Here is a 19,294-nt window from a genome sequence, read left to right on the forward strand (position 1 = left end):
ATATGCATTTTAAGGTAATCAAAAATACAGTTTTATTATTTGTTATAGTAGCCATTTCTTGCAGTAATAAAATGAAGAATAATTCTGGTTTAACAGAAACGAATTCTGATTCCAAGCAAAGAGACTCTACTATAATTGTCGGTGCAAATAGAACCGATTTATATTTACCTGTTATTGAAGGAAAGCGAATTGGGATTGTTGCCAATCAAACCAGTGTAATTTTTCATAAAGACGAGGATTCAGTTTTTTGGGTAGATCCCGAAACTAATGAAACTGGTTTTGAAAAAACCATTCTTAGCTATACACATTTAGTTGATTCTCTCTTAAGTCTAGAAATTGATGTTAAAAAAGTATTTGCACCTGAACATGGTTTTAGAGGCACTTCAGATGCAGGTGAATTGGTAAAAGACGGTTTAGATACAAAAACAGGATTGCCTATTTTTTCTCTTCATGGAAAACACAAAAAACCAACCAATTCACAGTTAAAAGATTTAGATTTTTTGATTTTTGACATACAAGATGTAGGTGTTAGGTTTTACACTTACATTTCAACATTGCATTATATCATGGAGGCCTGTGCCGAAAATGGAATTCCAGTTTTAATCTTAGATCGTCCCAACCCAAATGGCAATTATGTTGATGGCCCAGTATTGGAAAAAGAACATAGTAGCTTTTTAGGTATGCACCCAATTCCCTTAATTCATGGAATGACTATTGGAGAATATGCGCAAATGATTAATGGCGAAGGCTGGTTAGCTAATGGTAATACCTGCGATATTAAAGTAATTACCATAGAGAACTACTCGCATGATAGCACATACAGTTTACCCATACGTCCTTCGCCTAATTTACCTAACGACCATGCAATAAAACTATACCCTAGTTTGGGTTTATTTGAAGGTACAACGATTAATGCTGGTAGAGGAACAGAATTTCAATTTCAACGTTACGGTGCACCAAATTTAGATAGGAATCATTATCAATTTAGTTACACACCAATTTCAAATTTTGGTGCAAAATACCCAAAACACAAAGGTAAGCTTTGCTATGGTGCAGACTTGGCTCATGTAAAAGCTGATAGACTTTTCTCCTTAGAATACATTATGGATGCCTACAATAATTCCATGGACAAAACTAAGTTTTTCGTGACCGATAACTTTACTAAACATGCAGGGACAGAAAAACTACAAAAACAAATAGAGTCTGGTATGAGTGAAGCTGAAATTAAATCTACTTGGAAACAGGGTCTTGAAATATATGAAAGCAAAAGATCGAGATATCTAATTTACGATTAGTCATTATTGACGGATATTGTTTTGGCAGGTTCAGTTGCCACAATACGTTTCTCAGTAATTAAATTTACAGGTTCTGGCTTAGGAATTTCTTTCAAAATTTTTATTACAAATACAAATCGTTTAGGTGATTGTACTGCAACCATTACATGCTTGCCAACACTTAATTTGTGTAATGGAAGTTTGTAAATGGTATCATTGATGTAAAAATCTAATTCTCTTGAGTAATCTTTATTAATGGAATAAAGAGAGTTAATTTTTTTATTACTTCTAAGTAATAAAGTATCCTTAGTTGAATTTAACTCGTGGATTAAATTTTTTGCCTGGATATTTCTATTTTTCTCTAGCTTAACGTAATTTTCTTGAGCCTGAAGTGTAAAGCTCAATAAAAAAACGAGTACTACTACGATGCAAATTCGTATTAAATTTTTCAAGGTAAATTATTAAGTTAAACATTATCGTTCACTCAACAGTAATTAATCAATCCGAGCCAAACATAGTTTTATTCAGATTAATTGTACAAAAAATCCTACCAAATACAAAAAAAATAGAAGAACGACCAAATTTGTTAATAACCCTGTTAATAACTTTGGGCTTCAAGGATTTTTATCAGTCGATCTGGATAGTCTGTTATAATGCCATCAACCTTTAGCTTAATCATATATTTCAAATCTTCTTCTTCGTTAATTGTCCAAGGAATAATGTCAAAACCTTCTGATTGAAACTTTGATACATTTTTTGGATTTAACAGTTTGTAGTATGGGCTAAGAATTTGTGGTTTATAAGTCAGTATTGATAATTTATCATTGATAATTTCATCTTCATCCACAAGCAAAGCAACCACCATTTTCGGGTACTGAACCTTAATTTCTTCCAGTATATTTAAATCAAAGGATTGCAAATTGACTCTGGTTATTAATCCTGATTTCTTTAATTCCTCTATAACAATTGAAACGTACTCTTTTGGATGTGGTGTGTACTCACCATAATATTCGACTTCAGATTTAATTTCGATATTAAATTTGACCTCCGAATTGTTAGATTTTACTAGTTTAAAGACATCACTCAATAGTGGTTTATAGATTTTAATTTTAGTCTGGTCTGGAAAATCTGGATGAAACTTTGTACCACAATCAAATTCCTTAATCTGTGCGTAATCCATATTATAGAGGTTGTAGCCCAAGACTTCATCATTTACGATTTCTTCACCTTTTGGATCTAAACAAATAAGTGGATTCATAAAAGGCTCGTGTGAGACAACAACCTTTTTATCTTTAGATACGACAATATCTAATTCTAGGGTATTAACACCCAATTCAGTAGCCTTTTTAAAAGCTGGCATTGAATTTTCTGGAAACAAACCACGCCAACCTCTATGGCCTTGAATATCAATTTCAGGATGTTTTGTACAACTCATAAAAACACAAAAGGTAATGAGAAAACAACTATTCCTCAACATCTGTAGAGAGCGTCGGTTTTTCGTACTTCTGAAATGGTTGTTTTAGAAGATCTTTGATGTTACTATTCTTAGCTTCATCGGGAAAAACATCTACACCATAAACCAGTTTTTCTCTATCTAAATACAGATAAGTGCCAAATAACCGATCCCAAATACTAAAAATGTTGCCATAATTAGAATCTGTATATGGTAAGCGATAATGATGATGCGTTTTGTGCATATCTGGAGACACAATCACATAGCTTAATACCTTATCAAAACCCTTTGACATTTTAATGTTGGCATGTGTAAACTGAGTAAAGACCAAAGACATTGATTGGTATAAAAATACCAATGCTATTGGTGTTCCTATGACAAATACACCAAACAATGTGAACGTAAATCTAATAACGCTTTCAATTGGATGATGTCTATTTGCAGTGGTTGTATCAACCTTATGGTCTGTATGATGCACCAAGTGAACCATCCATAATGGTTTTACCTTATGCTCAACATAATGTGCTAAGTATGCACCGAAAAAGTCTAAGAGTAACACGCCCAATAATGCATATAACCATAATGGTATTTCAGGAATCCAATTTAAGATTCCAAAGTCGTTTGCAACTACCCAATCAGCAGTACCGAGTAGTAACCAAGCTAAACTGAAATTTATAATCACAGTAGTCAAAGTGAAAAACAAATTTGGTATTGCGTGTTGCCATTTCTTATAACGAAATTTAAATAAAGGGACGCCACTTTCTAAGATCCAGAAGAAGGCTAATCCACCAACCAAAATTATACTTCTGTGTGAAGATGGTATAGTTTCAAAATAGTTTATTATCGTTTCCAATAATTTAGAGATTTATATTTATAATTTTTTCTGCTTTTTTCAAATTTAATGAAGATACTTTACTTTTCCATACCTCAGCACTTTCATCATCCTTTAGACATTTATTTGCTGTATAATAAAGGAAAGCTAATAAGGCCTCATTATTTTCTGTGACCTCACTTTTTTCGAGCTTCTTTAGCATCCGCAACACTTTTTTAGGACGTTTTAAATATAAATATTGCTGAATGCTTAATAATTCGCAACGATACAACAAAGAAGCCTTACCATCTGATTTAGCATTTTGAGCAAACTGGATTGCTTCTTCTAAGTAAATATTAGATAAATCAACAATTTTAGATCGCGTGTCTTCTCTTGTATATAGTGTTAATTCAAGGTATTTTGATGCCAAAAAGTAGGCAGAATAAAATGATTGTTGCTTGTAATAATTAGTCAGTTCACTTGAAATAAACTGGGTGTTTAAAGCGTAGGCCTCTATTATTTTTGTAATATCCTGAAGCTCTTCTGTGTAATTATTAACATTAAGGATATTACCATTTATATCCATAATTTTAATTGAGTCATCATTAAATTTATCAATATAGCTTTGTTTTCTTTTGCCTTTTATTTTTAAATATAAATCAGCATATTCGTCTTCATTCACAATAACAGGCACAAAATTCTGCCAAATTAATGGGCTTAATTTTTCATCTGAAAATAGATTTGGTATAACTAAATATCTACCTCTATTATCCTGAACAACCACAGGATAATCATAATAGGTAGATTCTTCCCATACCATTAAGACCATCTTATTTTGAACCAATGCCAATTTCTGGGCAATATCTAAAGACCTCATCCACTGCTGAGCAGTTAATTGGCCAACACAACTCAAAATAAATAAGACTAAAAGAATATGTTTTTTCATAGTTTTTAATGTTCAGAGAATCAAAAATTATTCCAATACCATAGATTTAAATTTTAATCCGCTTCTTCATTTCTTCGACAATATTATACGCTGCAGGGCAAATGGCAACATTCTTTAACGTAAGATTAGAAATCTGATGAAACTTCTTTCTATCTGTGTGCGGAAATTCACGACATGCCTTTGGTCTAACTTCGTAAATGGAACAATAGTTATCTGCTCCTAAGAATATGCAAGGAACAGATTGCAAAACATAATCATTTTCTTCATCAATCTTCAAATAAGTTTCAATAAACTTTTGCTCCTTTAATTTAAAATGTTTTGAAATGCGCTGAATATCCTTGTCCGTAAATAATGGTCCTGTGGTTTTGCAACAATTAGCACATTCTAGACAATCGGTGCGTTCAAACTCATCTACATGCAATTCTTGCATTAAATAGTCGAGTTGTTTTGGTGGTTTCTTCTTTAATTTCTTAAAAAAAGATTTGTTTTCGTTATGCTTATCTTTGGCCAGTCTTGGAAGCTTTTCGATTTGGTCTTGCATAGCACAAATTTAATTAAAGTTATTCAGAAAAAATGAATCATACTGTTTTCCTAAAAAATGAATAAAGATCTATTTGGAATAGCATTACTAGATTATCACAATGATAAGTATACAGAAGATATTATCACTTGGACAAGTATCTCAGATGAGGATGTACTGCCTCTACCCTATTTATTTAGAGACTTTAATGAAATGCCTAAATTAGAGCAAGAGGCACTTAACCTGGCTAGCGGGAAAATATTGGATGTTGGTTGTGGTGCTGGTAGTCACTCCTTATGGCTACAACAAAAAGGACTTAATGTAAAAGGAATAGATATTTCTGAAGGTGCAGTTGAAGTGGCAAAAAAGAGAGGTGTGAAAAATGTTGAACTAAAATCCTTATTAGAAGAGAGTGAAACCTTTGATACTATCTTACTACTTATGAATGGTACTGGGATTTTTAAAAAACTATCTGAAGTCTTCAACCATTTAAAACATTTAAAAACATTGCTCAATACAGGCGGTAAAATCCTGGTAGATTCATCAGATTTATCCTATATGTACCATGACGATGATGGAGGTACATGGATTGAACTAAGCAAAAATTATTACGGTGAACTCGATTATTTTATTAGCTATAAGGGTGAAGAAGAATTACCGATGGAATGGCTTTACTTAGATTTTGACACTTTAAATAATGCCAGTAATATGGTTGGTTTAAAATGTACTAAAATAATGGATGGCGATCATTTTGATTATTTGGCACAATTAGAATTATAATACTTAACAATTGCTTGCAAATCTTCTTTTTTAAATTCTTTATTATCGAGTTTTGCTCTTAATGATGGGCAATCTGAAAAATACTCCATTGCCCTTTTTCTAAAAGATTTGGACAAACTCACCTGATTAAAAACCTCAGCTTTTCTGCCTTCTCTAAACAACATTACCTGATTATGGCTTCCCATATAACCAGGCACAAATGTAGGTGCAGATCCTGGTGCACCAGTATGTTGCCATGAACCAGCATTTTGAACCATTACTGTTCTTCCTACGAGCCTCAATTTACCTTCAACTAAAATCTCAGCAAACCCTAATTTGGTTTTCTTTTCGTTCAAAAAAATTGGTATGTACGTTTCCACTCTGGTCTGTTCAATTCTTTTACCATCTACTTTTTCCTTGTACTTAATGGTGAAAACTGCACTATCAATTTCTTTTGGTTCGTATTTTATTTTTTTGGCTTTCTTGTTTGTTCTAAATTTTAATGACTCCTTTTTTAAATTAATACCTGCTGACATCATTGGTATACTCGCTTGACCATTTATCACCTTGCCATTTTTTAGGTGAACAACTGCCTTTGTCCAACCATATTGAGCATTAACTTCTGTAGCCATTACAATTAAGAAAATGCAAAAGAGTAACTTTCTAATCATCTTTAGGGATTTGAAATAAGGCGAAATATAAGAAAAGTATTACTTATAAATCTTATGCTAGAAGTCAAATTGATATGTAGCACCAGCCAATGCCTGAATACCTTGAACCGGGAAATTTAAATACCTCTGGTAATCTTGATTTGCAATATTATTCACCTTCGCAAAAACCGATAATTGGTCATTGATTTTATAACCTAAATGGGCATTAGCATCAAAATAACTATCTAATGTTATTGGAGTTGGGTCTGGGAAAATTAGAGTGCCAACCAATAGTAATTGGTCTTTTCGCTCTCCGACATAAAAGGCACTTGCACCAGCATACCACTTTTCAGAAATTTGAACATCCATAAAAATAGAACCGGTTATATCTGGTAAGTTCCAAGCCTCTTCCTGATTGTCTAGCGAATAATTAAAATACTCTCCCTTAATACCCAATGTGAAATTTCTATTAACATCAATATTTAATTCACCAGCAACAGAAAAAGTTGTTACATCGTCATAAACTACTCTAAAGGAATTGCCATATTGGTTATCTCTTGTGGCAAATGTAAGAGCATCATTGCTTTTAAATAAAGCTTTGTTCTCTTCAGCAAAATAATTCCCCTTTATATTATAACTAACATTATTAGACAACTTACCCTTTAAGCCTATATAGGCATTGTAACGTTGATCGGTTGGCGTTACCAATAATGTTGGTGAAACAAATGGATTTTCATTGGCAAAATCGTAATATGAATTCTGATTTAGCCCTCCTTTAATTCCACCATAGGAAATTAAAATCTCGTCAACCAATCTATAGGATGCTTCAATATTTGGGTAGATAAAAAACTTGTTATCGTCAAACTCATTATCATTTAAATAAACTAAACTCACACCTAAATCAACTGTAAGATCATCTTCTTTTATTTGATAAGAAGGTGACAAACCAAATGTTGTATTCCCATAACGTAACTCATCATCAGTAGTATAAGTCTTATCAAAACTTCCACCGATATAATCAATATAAAACTCTGTAGAAATTTGCTCATCTTGTATCGGTACATCAAAACTAGTCTTTGCAATAAATCTGTTCTCCCCAGAATCTTGATTATCGGTAAAACGTCTAAATCTTATGCTCCCATTGTTAATAATAGCATCCTCAAAATTTAATTTTCCACCGATATTAAACCCACTAAATGAATGGCCAGGGTCTATAGAATTGGCCTCTGTAGCACCAAAATAATTTTGTGGTAAACCGTACCAATTATAGGATTGTACATCAAATCCACCATCTATCTTCCAAGAGAAATCTCTTAATTTTTGCGAATAATGCGCATTTATTGAAGTTTTTGCAAAGTCATCATCCAATAATAGATTTTCAATACCGCCTTGAGAAGAATGATGACTAAAATAACCACCCACATTTTCACTACTGTTTAATTCATGGTTTAAATAGACTTCACCTAAAACAGTTGTATAAGTACCAACTCCTAAAGATGCATAATTATCATATAATTTAACAGGTTTAGCTTTATCTACATTTGCTGCCTTTCCTTTTGCTGGCGTAAATGTAGACACCACAGGAATTGAGAATATATTATATTTTACATCCTTTTTCTTCACTGTGTTAGAATCACTAAGCTTAGGTGTATCTTTAATTTTAAAGGCATCTGATATTGTTGGTTGATATGGTCTAACAACATTAACAACTTGGTCATCAATGGTGTCCTTTTTACGCTCTTGAGAAGAGAGACCTGAAGAAACTAATGTTATGGAAAATATAAATATTATAAACTTGATTTTCATTTTTTAATACTTTGATTTTGATTCAACAGAAATTTCAATCTTAATTTCCGTCTGCGTCGATTGATGAATTTGTTTTTGCTTCTTCAGTTTTAATTCTATTTAGCTCTTCTCTGGCCTCCTCTGTAACATCTTCAAATTCTGTGAAATTAGAGATTACACTTTCTAAAATATAAGTTGCCTGAAAAGCATCGTTCAATGCATAGTAATTTTTTGCCATAACGACCAACCCTTTTGCACTATAGTACTTATAACTACTATAATCTTTTGCCAATTTTTGAATGGTTGTATTTGAAGCTTCAAAACTTCCATCCTTGTGTTTAAAATAGGCATTGTAATAGAGTGCTTCAGCAGCTACACTTCCACTTGCAATTTTTTGTACTTGAGCATATGCTTCCCTCGCTTTTTCCTCATTACCGATTTTAATCGCAGATCTAGCAATTATGAGTTGCGCATCACTTTTTATTTTATTGTCCAATCGATCTTTCAATAATACCTTATCAGCATAGTTTTCTGCCTTACCATACTCTTCTATTTGATAATAAGCATTCATTAAATTAGACTGTGCATAAAGTATATTTTGCGGATAGTCTGCCTCATTTTCCAGACGTTCCAAAACAGGAATAGCCTTACTCCAACTTGAATTTTTCAAGTATATCTCACATAATTTCACTGTCGCTTGCTCAGTGTATTCGCTTTTTGAGACGTCGACAACATAAGTATAATGTGGCTCTGCATTTTCAAATAAATCTTTTTGATAATATAATTGAGCCAGATAAAAGTGCGACTTTAAAGCATGAATCCCGTTAGGAAACTGATTTAAGTATTTATTAAATTGTCTAATTGCATTATCAGTATCATTTTCTAGATATGGCTTTTCTGCAGCCAAATACATGGTATTATCTAACTCCACATCAGTTACCTCAACGTAATCTAATGAGCGAACCCAATTTGCATATTCATCTACTCTGCCCAAATCAATATAAATTAAACGAGCAGTAGAAACCGCCTGCACCGCCTCACCAGAACCAGGAAAGTCCTTTGCTACCCTTTTAAATTTGTTAAGCGCTCGCTCATTATCATTTGCATTATAATACACCAATCCTTGTCTTAATAGTGCTTTAGAAGTAAAAGCACTTCGTCTATATTCTGAGTTCAATTGATCATACATGCGCATCGCCGCATCAGTATTGCCAGACTTAACATACGTATTAGCCAACTCGTACATGGCGTCATCTCTTAGTGCCGATTTTGAATAGCCATTTATGAAAGACTTTAACTCATTTATTTTGGTTTTGCTTTTTCCTAAATACCCATGACTCATTGCTTTCTGAAAAGAGGCATAATCTGTTTCAATTTCATTGATTTGTATTGCCTTATCATAAGCATTAATAGCATTTTGGTATTTGCTTGAAACAAAGTATCCATCTCCCAATCTCAAATAGGCATCATTGCGTCTTAACCTATCATCTAAACTTGAATTAATGTATCTATTAAAATAGTCAGAAGCCTTGTTATAATCTTTCAATTTGAAATATGTATAAGCCAGATTATAATTAAGGTTATCGTTCTCAGGTAATGACGATGCCTCATCCATACCAGCAAATTGTTTGAAACCAATTAAAGCGTCATTAAAATTTGCTAGGTTATATTCTGATTCCGCCCTCCAAAACGCAGCCTTAGCAACAAATTCAGGATCTCTTGGTTCCTTCAGTGAATTATTAAACATATCCAATGCTTCATTGTATCTAGTTTCATTATATAATTCAATGCCACGGAAAAAAGCCACTTTTTGATAAGCCAACTTATTCTCAAAACTATTTTTGCCCCTAAGCAATTCTAAAGCCTCTTTGTAGTTTTTTGATGTGATGTAAGAATCAATTAATAACGTTTCAATTTCTTCTTTATAAAGCGTTTTAGGATACTTTTCTATATATCCAGACAATACCTGTGGAACGGACTGATACGGATTTCCAATTTCATAACTAATCTTGGCATAATTTAGCCAAGCATCTTCCTGAATTTTTAAGTCAAAGTCCATTTGTGATGCATTTCTAAATGCATTTAGCGCTTCTGGTTTTTTATCTAAGTTAATATAGCTTTCACCTAAATGATAATAGGCATTTTGTGCAACCGAATTATTTCCATCTATTATTTTATTGAATTCAGAAATTGCACTTTCAAAGTCGTTCTGCTTATAATATGCATATCCTAATTGGTAATAGTCAGTATTATTCCAACGCCCTCTTTTTCCTTCGTAGGCTTTGAGGTAAGGAATAGCTTCAGGATATTTTTCAAGATTAAAATAACTCTCACCTATTATTTTAGATAATTCAGACTTCTCATTAGAGTTGCTCTTTGGCAGTTGTTCTGTTGCGAGATCTATAGCCTGTTCAAACTTACCTAGCTTAAAATTTAAATCGGCTTGATAGTAAGATAGCTTCTCCTTGTACTTTTCATTATCGCTAACCTGATCAAAATACTCATTTGCAGTATCGTAATCATCACCTTCATAGGCCATATAACCTATGTAATATTTGGCTTGTGAACCATATTCCTTGGAGTCAACAACTCTATTTAAATATTTTGTAGCTTGTTTTCTGCTGCCCGTTGAATAAAGACAATATCCATAATTGAAATAGTACCTGTTTCGTTCAGACCTCGCAATGCTTAGTTCATCAACCTTCTCGTACCATTTGCGAGCATAAGCGAATTTTGAGTTTTCAAAATAATAATCAGCCACATCTAGAAACGCTGTGTTTTTCTTTGTACTTGTTGGGTATTCTTCAACAAATTCTGTGATTAAATCATCCGCATTTTGTTGATTTAACCTTACTGCACAATTAGCTATATAATAAGAACAGTCAGATTGTAAAACAGCGTCATCAGTGTTATATTTTATGTCATCAAATAATGACTGTGCCGCTTTGTACTGCTTATTGTTGAATAGTGTAAGTGCCTTCTGATAATCTTGTAAATCACTCGTATATATTGCTGATTTTTGAGCAAAACCAAAGATTGAAAATGCAAAAAAAACAATAAATAATTGTCTAATTGATAATAGCATTGATTTCGTTTTTTGATTAATAATTTATGATGAATAAATATAATTTAATACAAAACCTATAACGGTAGAATTCTATTATAATTATAAACTAACTTATTAAATGTTAAACTGGCATATTAAAAAATTCAAATTACCGTTATTGTATTTTATCTTACTTGATAATTGATTTTATTAATAATACTTTTACACTAAACAAATTTCAAGCCATTTATGTCCGAAACGGTCTTACAACTTAAAGATGCAACAATTTACCAAGGTGAAAGCATGGTACTTTCTAATGTCAATTTTGAAATGCAAAAAGGTGATTTTGTGTATCTAATTGGTAAAACTGGAAGTGGCAAAAGTAGTTTTATGAAAACACTTTATGGCGATTTAGAACTTACTGAGGGTGAAGGTTCTGTTGTTGACTTTAATTTAAGGTCAATGAAGGAAAAAGACATTCCTTTTTTAAGACGTAAGCTTGGTATAGTTTTTCAGGATTTTAAACTTTTACCTGATAGAACAATTAACGGAAATCTGGAATTTGTTTTAAAAGCCACGGGCTGGAAAGAAAAAGATAAAATTAAGGACCGTATTGAAAGTGTTTTGAATAAAGTTGGTATGAAGACAAAAGGCTTCAAGTTTCCGCACGAATTATCTGGTGGTGAACAACAAAGAATCGCCATTGCGCGAGCCTTACTTAACGACCCAGAACTTATTTTAGCTGATGAACCAACTGGTAATTTAGATCCTCAGACCAGTATTGAAGTTATGGAGGTATTGCAAGACATAAACAAAAATGGTAATACTATATTAATGGCAACACATGATTATGCTCTCCTTTTAAAATACCCGAGCAAAACACTTAAATGTGATGAGAATAAGGTGTTTGAAGTTGTACAAAGAAAGAATTAAATATCCTTTTTCTCTTGATAAACATGTGGATTCTTTCGTATTCCTTTTTTGAAGATTTTTCTAACTAGCATTCTAATACTGGCATCTGCATCTAACAGAATATTTTTTAATTTTTCCTCAGGCCTTCCCCTAAATTTCGTGACATGAAATTTATCTGTTTCTTTCAATGGATCAGGACTAAAATAATAATTTGAAATACAGCATCTAGACACCTCACCTGATACTACTTTATTAACAGAATGCCATGATGTACCATGCGTAGCCATAACTGCTAATCGATTAAATTTACTTTCTATAAGTATCGGATCTTTTTTAGGACCATTTGGCCAAATTTCCAAATGCCCCCCATTTTCTTGGTTCCAATTTGGAGTTACATAATAGAGTAAATTGAGGACTCTCCATCTGGACCTTTCAGCATCATGAGAATTATCAAGATGAGGATTTAAAAAATTGTTGTTTGCCATTAAAGACAAACCTCCTGCATATAAACTCTTATCTGCATAAAGTGTACTTATACCGCAAATTTTGCCTATAAGTTCAACTATTTTATCCTCTTGAAAAGCATAAATTACCTTTTCTAAAAGAGGATTATGCTTATCCATCTGCGCAGAAACATATTTATATTCCCTGATACTATTTAAGCATCTCATATCTTCTTTTTTGGGGAAGACCTTAAAACATATTTTTGCTAGTTCATCTGGTAAAACATTATCTATATAGAAATATCCTATCTCTTTTTTTGAATTCTCATAGGCTAAGCTTAACTCATCTTTCTGGGCTTCTATACTCCTATAAATAAAATCTGTTATCTCCTTTATACTAATATTTTCCATTTCCATTTTAATAATGCAATTTAAGTTAAATTCATTAAAAGGAATCCCTTTGAGAATCATTTATAAAATAGTTACATTGTACGTCTAATTAAAATTTGTTTTTTCTTTAATTAATGAAGATTGTCTGCATTAGTACTCTGGATAAATTTTCTAGATTTTACCTTGATCTAAATCATACGTTAAAATCTAAAACAAATTGTTCATTAAAAATTGTCAGCATTCATTTTAGTGGGTTTTTATACACGCTACTGAGATTTAAAGGCATTTACTTTATTTCTTTTTATTTATGGATTAAAGTTCTATTTAAAAAGAAATTTTATATAGAAATAATAGGCAAGAGCAATTCTTACAAAGGGTTAAAATACAATGATTTTATAAAGTTTCATTTAGGCTTAAACAAAAACATTTCAAAAAAGAGATTGCAATATCAGGCCCTCGCATATATTGATTTTTTCAATAAATTCTTTGACAATCAAAAACCTGATTTCTTAATCTCCATAAGTGATTCAAGAATGTGCGTTGAAATAGCAGTTGAAGTAGCCAAACAAAAAAAAATAAAAGTTTTCTTCATAGAACAAGGTCCATTTAACACAACCTTTTTTGATGACCAAGGAGTAAATGCAAATTTGAGTATTAGAAAAAATACTGAATTAATACGCACAATCACTGAACATAATAATCAGAATCAACAAAAAGCAATAAAGTACAACAGATCACCGATTTATCGTGGTCTAGATATTCTATTAATGAAGTTATTTGAAAACACAGTAATTTATCCTCCAGATTTAAAATTTACAGACATAAATTCATACAGAAAGAAAAACTCAAGCAAAAAATCAAAAATCGATATTAAGAATATGAATTATATTCTTTTCCCAATGCAAATTCCTCTCGATGTTAATATGATTTATCATAGTCCTAATTATAATTCACATTTAGAAATTGTAAAAGACATATTTGAAAATCTACCTGAAAAATTCAAATTAATTCTTAGAGAACATCCGCTTTACATTGGCAAATATGATAATGAATTGTATGAATATATAAATACTCATAATATTTATATTGACAATACTTCAACTTTAAACAAAGCACTTGACAGCGCAAGTGTTGTGGTAGTGAATAATTCCACGGTAGGCATTGAAGCAATTTCAAAATACAAACCTGTCATAGTTCTTGGAAATGCATTTTACGATAATAAAAAAGTGTGTTTTAAACTTGACAACAAGCATGAACTTGGTAATTTAATAAAATTGGCAATTTCAAACAACCCTGATATAATTGAAATTGATAGATTTATTAATTTATTATATAGTACAGTTATGCTTAAGGGAGGTATCACAGATAAAAAATTGACATCCTCAAAAACCATTGCCAATCATTTAATTTCAAATCTTTAAAATGCCTTTTTTTTCAGTAATCATACCACTTTATAATAAGGAAGACTACATTGCTGAATGTCTAGAAAGTGCTTTGAATCAAAGTTTTAATGATTATGAAATTGTCATAGTTAATGATGGTTCTACTGATAATAGTGTTCAAATTGTTGAACGTATAAATTCTGAAAAAATTAGATTATTTCATCAGGAAAATCAAGGTGCGAGCAAAGCCAGAAATAAAGCTGCTTCTCTTTCAAAAGGACAATACCTTGCATTTTTAGATGCGGACGACATATGGAAACCAAACCACCTCGAATCCTTAAATGAAAGTATTACAACATTTCCCAATAGTGGAATTTACGCCAATAATTATTTTATAAAGCACAGCAACACATATACAGCACCAGCTGAGCTTAATATTAAGGTAAATAATAATGCACCCTTCATTCTTGAAGATTTTTTTGAAGCAAGTCTTAAAGAAACTGTTGTTTGGACATCAGCTTGTTCCATTGAAAAATCTAAATTCGAATCTTATGGCATGTTCAATCCAATTTATTTAAGTAGTCAAGATTTAGACATGTGGATTAGAATTGCATTGAAAGAACCAATTGTTTTTCATCCAAAAAAGACTATGATTTATAACAATTCAATTGAAAATAGTTTAGGTAAAATTGAAGATAATGACGCTAGATTTATTTTGCTCGAATCCTTTAAAGAATATGAACAAAGCAACTGTAGCCTCAAAGCCTATTTAGATTTAAAACGGTATGGTCTCGCATTGAGAACAAAAATAAATGGTGAAGATAAAATCTATAAGGATACTCTAAAAACTATTGATTTTGAAAATCTCAATACAAAACAGAAAATATTATTAGGCACACCTTCTTTTCTTCTCAAATTACTTAACAATATAAGACCAGTTATTATTAAAAACAGTTTGTATTTAAGAATTTTTAAAAGCTAAGAAATCACTATATTCTCTTATGTAATCTTCTTCATCGTACTCTGCAGAAGCCAACACCAAGCAAACACAACCAGAAGAAAAATTATCTATTTCCCTCCATATTCCAGGAACAATTAATAAGCCTTTATGAGGTTTATTTAGGTTTATAATTCTTGTATTGTCACCATCCTTTATATGCACATCAAAACTACCAGAAAGCGGAATAATAAGTTGATTTAATTCTTTGTGTGCATGACCACCACGAAAAGCATCGGTGGGAACATCATACAAGTAATAAACACGTTTAATTTCAAATGGAATAATCTCGCCCTCAATTACGGCCAATAACCCTCTTTCATCATGAACTCTAGGAATTTCAATTATTTCTACGTCTTCTATTTTCGAATTCATATTTAAGATTCAATTAAATTCTGCCATTTCAATGCTATTGCTTCCATTGAAAATGACTCAACACTGCTCCTTGCTTTATCACAACAGCTAAGATATAACTTTTCATCCTCTACAAGTAAATCCAATCCTTCTGCTAATGCTTTTGAATTGTGATTTTCGACTAGAACACCATTATACCTATCTAATAATACACCATCTTCATAATTATCATATTTTACACTTACAACAGGTTTTCCACAGGCCAATGACTCCAAAACTGTCATTGGAAATCCCTCATAGCGACTACTTAACACAGTAAATTTTGAGTTATAAATATGATTAAAAGGATTACTTGAAAATGGAAGTAAAATTACTGATTTTGCAATTCCTAATTTCTCCATTTTAGATAATATTTTATCCTTGTCCTTACCGTTGCCCATTAGCACTAACTTAATTCCACGCGAGCTTAAATTTGATTTATGATAAGCATCTAATAAGAGTGATAAGTTTTTTTGCTCATCCTCAAATCTTCCGTACCAAAACACAAAGGGAGTACTTAGGTTTACAGGTTCAACCTTACATCTTTCTATATAATTAAAATCAACCGGATTGTAAATCGTTGCTAAATTCTTAAATCTATAATTTTTCAAAATTAATTTTTCAATTTTATCGGAAACAGAAACAATGGCTTTAGATTTTCTGTAAACAATTTTTGTTAACCATTTAAATGGCGGGAAATATAGATTTATTGTATGATTGTGAACTATGTATATTGTATCTTTTGGATAAATAAAAGTGGAGATAATATATTCAGAAAATGGCTTTATCCTAACTCTATGATCTATAACAATGTCTATTTTTTTCGCCTTCAAGAATTTGTTTAACAACAGAAAACGATTAAATCTACCAAAAATGGTATCATTCTTCTCTTTAATTTCTCCGAGATTGAACAGTTCCCCTTTATAAGGATAAGAGATAGCATTTAAAATCGTAACAATAAACACCTCATAACCAAATTTATCTAACATAATAGATTGTAACGAAGCTACTCTGTCTGCACCACCTTCACTTAGTGAACGAGTGACAATACATATTCTTTTTTTATGATTACTTTGCATATTAATTGGATGGTAAAGATATTAAATGAAAGTTTTACTTTTTGGAGAATACAATAGAGCCCAATGGAATATTAAGAAAGGGCTTGAGAAACTTGGCCATGAGGCCATTGTTGTGAGTATGAGAGACGGTTTCAAAAAAGTTGATGTGGATGTCGAAATTAAAGATCCTTATACATCTTACCCTCTTAAGAAACTTAGAAATTTATTAATTAAAGTACTTGGGTTTGATATTTCAGCACATAGCATAAAAAAACAAATTAAATCTAAGAAAAAACAACTTTCAGGCTTCGATATTGTACAACTTATCAATGAAGCACCATTTGATTTCAAGAGACATCACCAAAAAGAAATATTTGATTGGTTAAAAGATTGGAACAAGGAAGTATTTCTATTATCATGCGGATTAGACTATCCCAGTGTAAAGTTTGCTTATGATAAACAATTTAGGTATTCAATTCTTACCCCTTACTTTGAAAATAAAGGAACTAAAAAGGACTTTTCACCTGCGTTAAGTTACTTAACTGAAGAGCATATAAACTTACATAAACATATTTTTAAATATATTAAGGGAGTTATCTCAAATGATTTAGACTATCACCTTCCTTTAATTGGATATAAAAAGTATTTAGGCATGATTCCTCACGCGATTAATACTTCTAAACTCAAGTATTCCAAACCTAAAATTAATGGCAAAATCGTCATTTTTCATGGTATTAACACTTACAATTATTACAAAAAAGGCAATGACATTTTTGATAAAGCTTTGGACCTCATAAGAGGTAAATTCAGGGATCAAGCTGAAATAATTGTGACTAGAAACCTTCCGTATAAAGAATATATTAAAAGCTTTGATAGAGCACATATCCTATTGGACCAAGTATATGCTTATGATCAAGGCTTCAACGCTCTTGAAGCTATGGCAAAAGGAAAAGTTGTTTTAACAGGTGCAGAAAAAGAATGGGAAGAATATTTTGATTTAGAAAAAGATACGATCGCAATTAATGCCTTGCCAAATGCCCAAAGCATTGCTTCTAAATTAGAATGGTTAATTAACAATCCTAACGAAATTGAAAAGATTTCAGAGAATGCTAGAAAATTTGTAGAAAAACATCACAATTATATTGATTGTGCCAAGCAATATCTTGAAATTTGGTCTAATGCTATAAAGCATCAATCTTAGACTGTCTTTTGTAGTATATCTGAACAAAAATAATTACAACGATTAGATATATTATATACCTCACAAAATGAGCAATAACTACTCCTTCGGTACCATAAGTATCAATAAATATCTTGGTAAGCACGTAAAATAAAACCAGAGAAATTAACTCTGTAATCACGAAACTTTTCACCAATTTCTTGGCCAAAAACTGATAAGCTAAAACCAAAGCACACAATCGTATAAAATCACCTAAAAGTTGCCATTTAAACAAGGGTTCCATTCCTAAGAAATTTGGATAAATCAATTCAATAATATAATTACGTAACAGATATACCAACACCATACCAGCAAAGAAAATTGGCAGTATGGTTTTATAAATATTAATCACCTCTTTATTAAAATCTGTACGGTTATTAATACTTGCAAATCTTGGTAAAACATATAGCGTAAATAAACCTGTCGCAAAAACCATATAATTCTTTGATATAAAGTTTATAGCTGTCCAGTAACCTGCTTCATTAATATTTATATCTTCAGTTACAATTGTTCTAATTTCTAACTCGATAAAGTTTATAAGAAAAGCCGAGACAAAAGACATTAAGGTAAAGGCTAAAAGACTATTTCTGTAACCCAAATTGAGCTTGAAATTCTTAAATTTCACGTAACGATTTAGAGTTTTGCCAAATATTAATATCAACGTTACTAATTGTATGATTGGAGCAATGGCAATCGCAATTATAACACCATCTAGATTATAGCTATAAAGCCCAATTACTAACACTAATGAAGCTAACAAATAACTTATCAGCTCAATTTTTGCATACTTTTTATAATCAGACAATCCACTGACAACACCACTTATAATTCTACTAAAAGCAATAAAGGGAACTATAATCGCCAAAAGTTTAAAAACATATGAATATTCGGTTGAATCAAATACATATCCTGTAAAATAATCTGCTCCAATAAATAAGACTAAAGAAGAAATTACCGACCCAATAATTAGAAATGCTGTAGCGCTTGAAAAGACTTTGGTAAGTTCAGGCCGATTATCTTTAAATTCTGAAACATACTTTACAACACCACTAAAAGTGCCAAGTGTAGAAGTACTCGATAGCATTGCAAGTATATTTCTAATTTGTCCAATATTGGCAATACCTGCTTCACCAACTGTAACGGCCAACAACCTTTGTATAAAAACAGAGACAATGAGCCTTATAAAAATTACTACAGCGTTTAAAGAGGTTATCTTTAAAACGATATTATTTTTAATAAAGCCTGGAAGTTTCAAT

Annotated in this window: 18 protein-coding genes; 6 read left to right on the forward strand and 12 right to left on the reverse strand. The window is 31.5% G+C overall.

What is annotated here, in order from left to right; genetic code table 11:
* Positions 1 to 2 precede the first annotated feature (2 nt).
* Positions 3 to 1,295: an exo-beta-N-acetylmuramidase NamZ family protein gene (locus tag LBV24_RS00170; protein ID WP_224476585.1), complete on the forward strand. Its 1,293-nt coding sequence runs from the start codon at positions 3 to 5 to the stop codon at positions 1,293 to 1,295.
* Here LBV24_RS00170 and LBV24_RS00175 read toward each other — a convergent pair.
* The 5 genes from LBV24_RS00175 to LBV24_RS00195 form a co-directional block, all read right to left on the reverse strand.
* Positions 1,292 to 1,726: a hypothetical protein gene (locus tag LBV24_RS00175; protein ID WP_224476586.1), complete on the reverse strand. Its 435-nt coding sequence runs from the start codon at positions 1,724 to 1,726 to the stop codon at positions 1,292 to 1,294. The two genes, LBV24_RS00170 and LBV24_RS00175, sit on opposite strands and share 4 nt — an antisense overlap.
* Before the next feature lie 146 nt (positions 1,727 to 1,872).
* Positions 1,873 to 2,709 (reverse strand): glycerophosphodiester phosphodiesterase family protein, encoded by an 837-nt coding sequence (locus LBV24_RS00180; RefSeq protein ID WP_224476587.1) that lies wholly within the window; start codon positions 2,707 to 2,709, stop codon positions 1,873 to 1,875.
* A gap of 28 nt (positions 2,710 to 2,737) precedes the next feature.
* A complete protein-coding gene (locus LBV24_RS00185; RefSeq protein WP_224476588.1) occupies positions 2,738 to 3,580 on the reverse strand; it encodes a sterol desaturase family protein in 843 nt (280 codons plus the stop codon).
* A gap of 4 nt (positions 3,581 to 3,584) precedes the next feature.
* Entirely contained in the window at positions 3,585 to 4,484 is a 900-nt protein-coding gene (locus tag LBV24_RS00190; protein WP_224476589.1) for a hypothetical protein, read from the reverse strand.
* Positions 4,485 to 4,530: 46 nt separating this feature from the next.
* Positions 4,531 to 5,025, reverse strand: a complete 495-nt coding sequence (locus LBV24_RS00195) for a YkgJ family cysteine cluster protein (RefSeq protein ID WP_224476590.1) — start codon at positions 5,023 to 5,025, stop codon at positions 4,531 to 4,533.
* A gap of 57 nt (positions 5,026 to 5,082) precedes the next feature.
* On the opposite strand from LBV24_RS00195, the gene LBV24_RS00200 reads away from it, so the two are divergent.
* Positions 5,083 to 5,784, forward strand: a complete 702-nt coding sequence (locus LBV24_RS00200; protein ID WP_224476591.1) for a class I SAM-dependent methyltransferase — start codon at positions 5,083 to 5,085, stop codon at positions 5,782 to 5,784.
* Here the strand turns inward: LBV24_RS00200 and LBV24_RS00205 are convergent.
* The 3 genes from LBV24_RS00205 to LBV24_RS00215 are packed head-to-tail and all read right to left on the reverse strand — an operon-like array spanning position 5,760 to position 11,283.
* On the reverse strand, positions 5,760 to 6,434 hold the full coding sequence (locus LBV24_RS00205; protein ID WP_224476592.1) for a hypothetical protein: 675 nt from the start codon (positions 6,432 to 6,434) through the stop codon (positions 5,760 to 5,762). The two genes, LBV24_RS00200 and LBV24_RS00205, sit on opposite strands and share 25 nt — an antisense overlap.
* A gap of 57 nt (positions 6,435 to 6,491) precedes the next feature.
* Positions 6,492 to 8,219, reverse strand: a complete 1,728-nt coding sequence (locus LBV24_RS00210; protein ID WP_224476593.1) for a TonB-dependent receptor — start codon at positions 8,217 to 8,219, stop codon at positions 6,492 to 6,494.
* Positions 8,220 to 8,259: 40 nt separating this feature from the next.
* Positions 8,260 to 11,283 carry a tetratricopeptide repeat protein gene (locus LBV24_RS00215; RefSeq protein WP_224476594.1) on the reverse strand — a complete coding sequence of 1,008 codons (3,024 nt, stop codon included), beginning with the start codon at positions 11,281 to 11,283 and terminating at the stop codon, positions 8,260 to 8,262.
* Between the two features lie 210 nt (positions 11,284 to 11,493).
* Between LBV24_RS00215 and LBV24_RS00220 the strand changes: the two genes are divergently transcribed.
* On the forward strand, positions 11,494 to 12,177 hold the full coding sequence (locus LBV24_RS00220; protein ID WP_224476595.1) for a cell division ATP-binding protein FtsE: 684 nt from the start codon (positions 11,494 to 11,496) through the stop codon (positions 12,175 to 12,177).
* On the opposite strand, the gene LBV24_RS00225 is transcribed toward LBV24_RS00220, so the two are convergent.
* Positions 12,174 to 13,070: a 2OG-Fe(II) oxygenase gene (locus LBV24_RS00225; protein ID WP_224476596.1), complete on the reverse strand. Its 897-nt coding sequence runs from the start codon at positions 13,068 to 13,070 to the stop codon at positions 12,174 to 12,176. The genes LBV24_RS00220 and LBV24_RS00225 overlap by 4 nt on opposite strands.
* Before the next feature lie 452 nt (positions 13,071 to 13,522).
* On the opposite strand from LBV24_RS00225, the gene LBV24_RS00230 reads away from it, so the two are divergent.
* Positions 13,523 to 14,410 (forward strand): capsular polysaccharide export protein, LipB/KpsS family, encoded by an 888-nt coding sequence (locus LBV24_RS00230; RefSeq protein ID WP_224476597.1) that lies wholly within the window; start codon positions 13,523 to 13,525, stop codon positions 14,408 to 14,410.
* A gap of 1 nt (position 14,411) precedes the next feature.
* Positions 14,412 to 15,353: a glycosyltransferase family 2 protein gene (locus tag LBV24_RS00235; protein ID WP_224476598.1), complete on the forward strand. Its 942-nt coding sequence runs from the start codon at positions 14,412 to 14,414 to the stop codon at positions 15,351 to 15,353.
* Here LBV24_RS00235 and LBV24_RS00240 read toward each other — a convergent pair.
* Both LBV24_RS00240 and LBV24_RS00245 read right to left on the reverse strand, forming a co-directional pair.
* Positions 15,333 to 15,743: a sugar 3,4-ketoisomerase gene (locus tag LBV24_RS00240; RefSeq protein WP_224476599.1), complete on the reverse strand. Its 411-nt coding sequence runs from the start codon at positions 15,741 to 15,743 to the stop codon at positions 15,333 to 15,335. The genes LBV24_RS00235 and LBV24_RS00240 overlap by 21 nt on opposite strands.
* A 2-nt stretch (positions 15,744 to 15,745) precedes the next feature.
* On the reverse strand, positions 15,746 to 16,840 hold the full coding sequence (locus LBV24_RS00245) for a glycosyltransferase (RefSeq protein ID WP_224476600.1): 1,095 nt from the start codon (positions 16,838 to 16,840) through the stop codon (positions 15,746 to 15,748).
* A gap of 25 nt (positions 16,841 to 16,865) precedes the next feature.
* Here LBV24_RS00245 and LBV24_RS00250 point away from each other — a divergent pair, with 25 nt between their 5' ends.
* Positions 16,866 to 18,020, forward strand: coding sequence for a glycosyltransferase (locus LBV24_RS00250; RefSeq protein WP_224476601.1), 1,155 nt, complete (start codon positions 16,866 to 16,868; stop codon positions 18,018 to 18,020).
* Here the strand turns inward: LBV24_RS00250 and LBV24_RS00255 are convergent.
* Positions 18,001 to 19,293 (reverse strand): O-antigen translocase, encoded by a 1,293-nt coding sequence (locus LBV24_RS00255; RefSeq protein ID WP_224476602.1) that lies wholly within the window; start codon positions 19,291 to 19,293, stop codon positions 18,001 to 18,003. The two genes, LBV24_RS00250 and LBV24_RS00255, sit on opposite strands and share 20 nt — an antisense overlap.
* Position 19,294: the final 1 nt, after the last annotated feature.

Origin of the sequence: Winogradskyella vincentii, assembly GCF_020166345.1 — a bacterium.
Classification (GTDB): domain Bacteria; phylum Bacteroidota; class Bacteroidia; order Flavobacteriales; family Flavobacteriaceae; genus Winogradskyella; species Winogradskyella vincentii.

Bases quoted from the DNA above. Each gene is read 5' to 3' on its own strand.
- LBV24_RS00170 (WP_224476585.1), top strand. From the start codon at position 3: ATGCATTTTAAGGTAATCAAAAATACAGTTTTATTATTTGTTATAGTA.
- LBV24_RS00180 (WP_224476587.1), bottom strand. From the start codon at position 2,709: ATGAGTTGTACAAAACATCCTGAAATTGATATTCAAGGCCATAGAGGT.
- LBV24_RS00190 (WP_224476589.1), bottom strand. From the start codon at position 4,484: ATGAAAAAACATATTCTTTTAGTCTTATTTATTTTGAGTTGTGTTGGC.
- LBV24_RS00195 (WP_224476590.1), bottom strand. From the start codon at position 5,025: ATGCAAGACCAAATCGAAAAGCTTCCAAGACTGGCCAAAGATAAGCAT.
- LBV24_RS00200 (WP_224476591.1), top strand. From the start codon at position 5,083: ATGAATAAAGATCTATTTGGAATAGCATTACTAGATTATCACAATGAT.
- LBV24_RS00205 (WP_224476592.1), bottom strand. From the start codon at position 6,434: ATGATTAGAAAGTTACTCTTTTGCATTTTCTTAATTGTAATGGCTACA.
- LBV24_RS00210 (WP_224476593.1), bottom strand. From the start codon at position 8,219: ATGAAAATCAAGTTTATAATATTTATATTTTCCATAACATTAGTTTCT.
- LBV24_RS00215 (WP_224476594.1), bottom strand. From the start codon at position 11,283: ATGCTATTATCAATTAGACAATTATTTATTGTTTTTTTTGCATTTTCA.
- LBV24_RS00220 (WP_224476595.1), top strand. From the start codon at position 11,494: ATGTCCGAAACGGTCTTACAACTTAAAGATGCAACAATTTACCAAGGT.
- LBV24_RS00225 (WP_224476596.1), bottom strand. From the start codon at position 13,070: ATGATTCTCAAAGGGATTCCTTTTAATGAATTTAACTTAAATTGCATT.
- LBV24_RS00230 (WP_224476597.1), top strand. From the start codon at position 13,523: ATGTGCGTTGAAATAGCAGTTGAAGTAGCCAAACAAAAAAAAATAAAA.
- LBV24_RS00235 (WP_224476598.1), top strand. From the start codon at position 14,412: ATGCCTTTTTTTTCAGTAATCATACCACTTTATAATAAGGAAGACTAC.
- LBV24_RS00240 (WP_224476599.1), bottom strand. From the start codon at position 15,743: ATGAATTCGAAAATAGAAGACGTAGAAATAATTGAAATTCCTAGAGTT.
- LBV24_RS00245 (WP_224476600.1), bottom strand. From the start codon at position 16,840: ATGCAAAGTAATCATAAAAAAAGAATATGTATTGTCACTCGTTCACTA.
- LBV24_RS00250 (WP_224476601.1), top strand. From the start codon at position 16,866: ATGAAAGTTTTACTTTTTGGAGAATACAATAGAGCCCAATGGAATATT.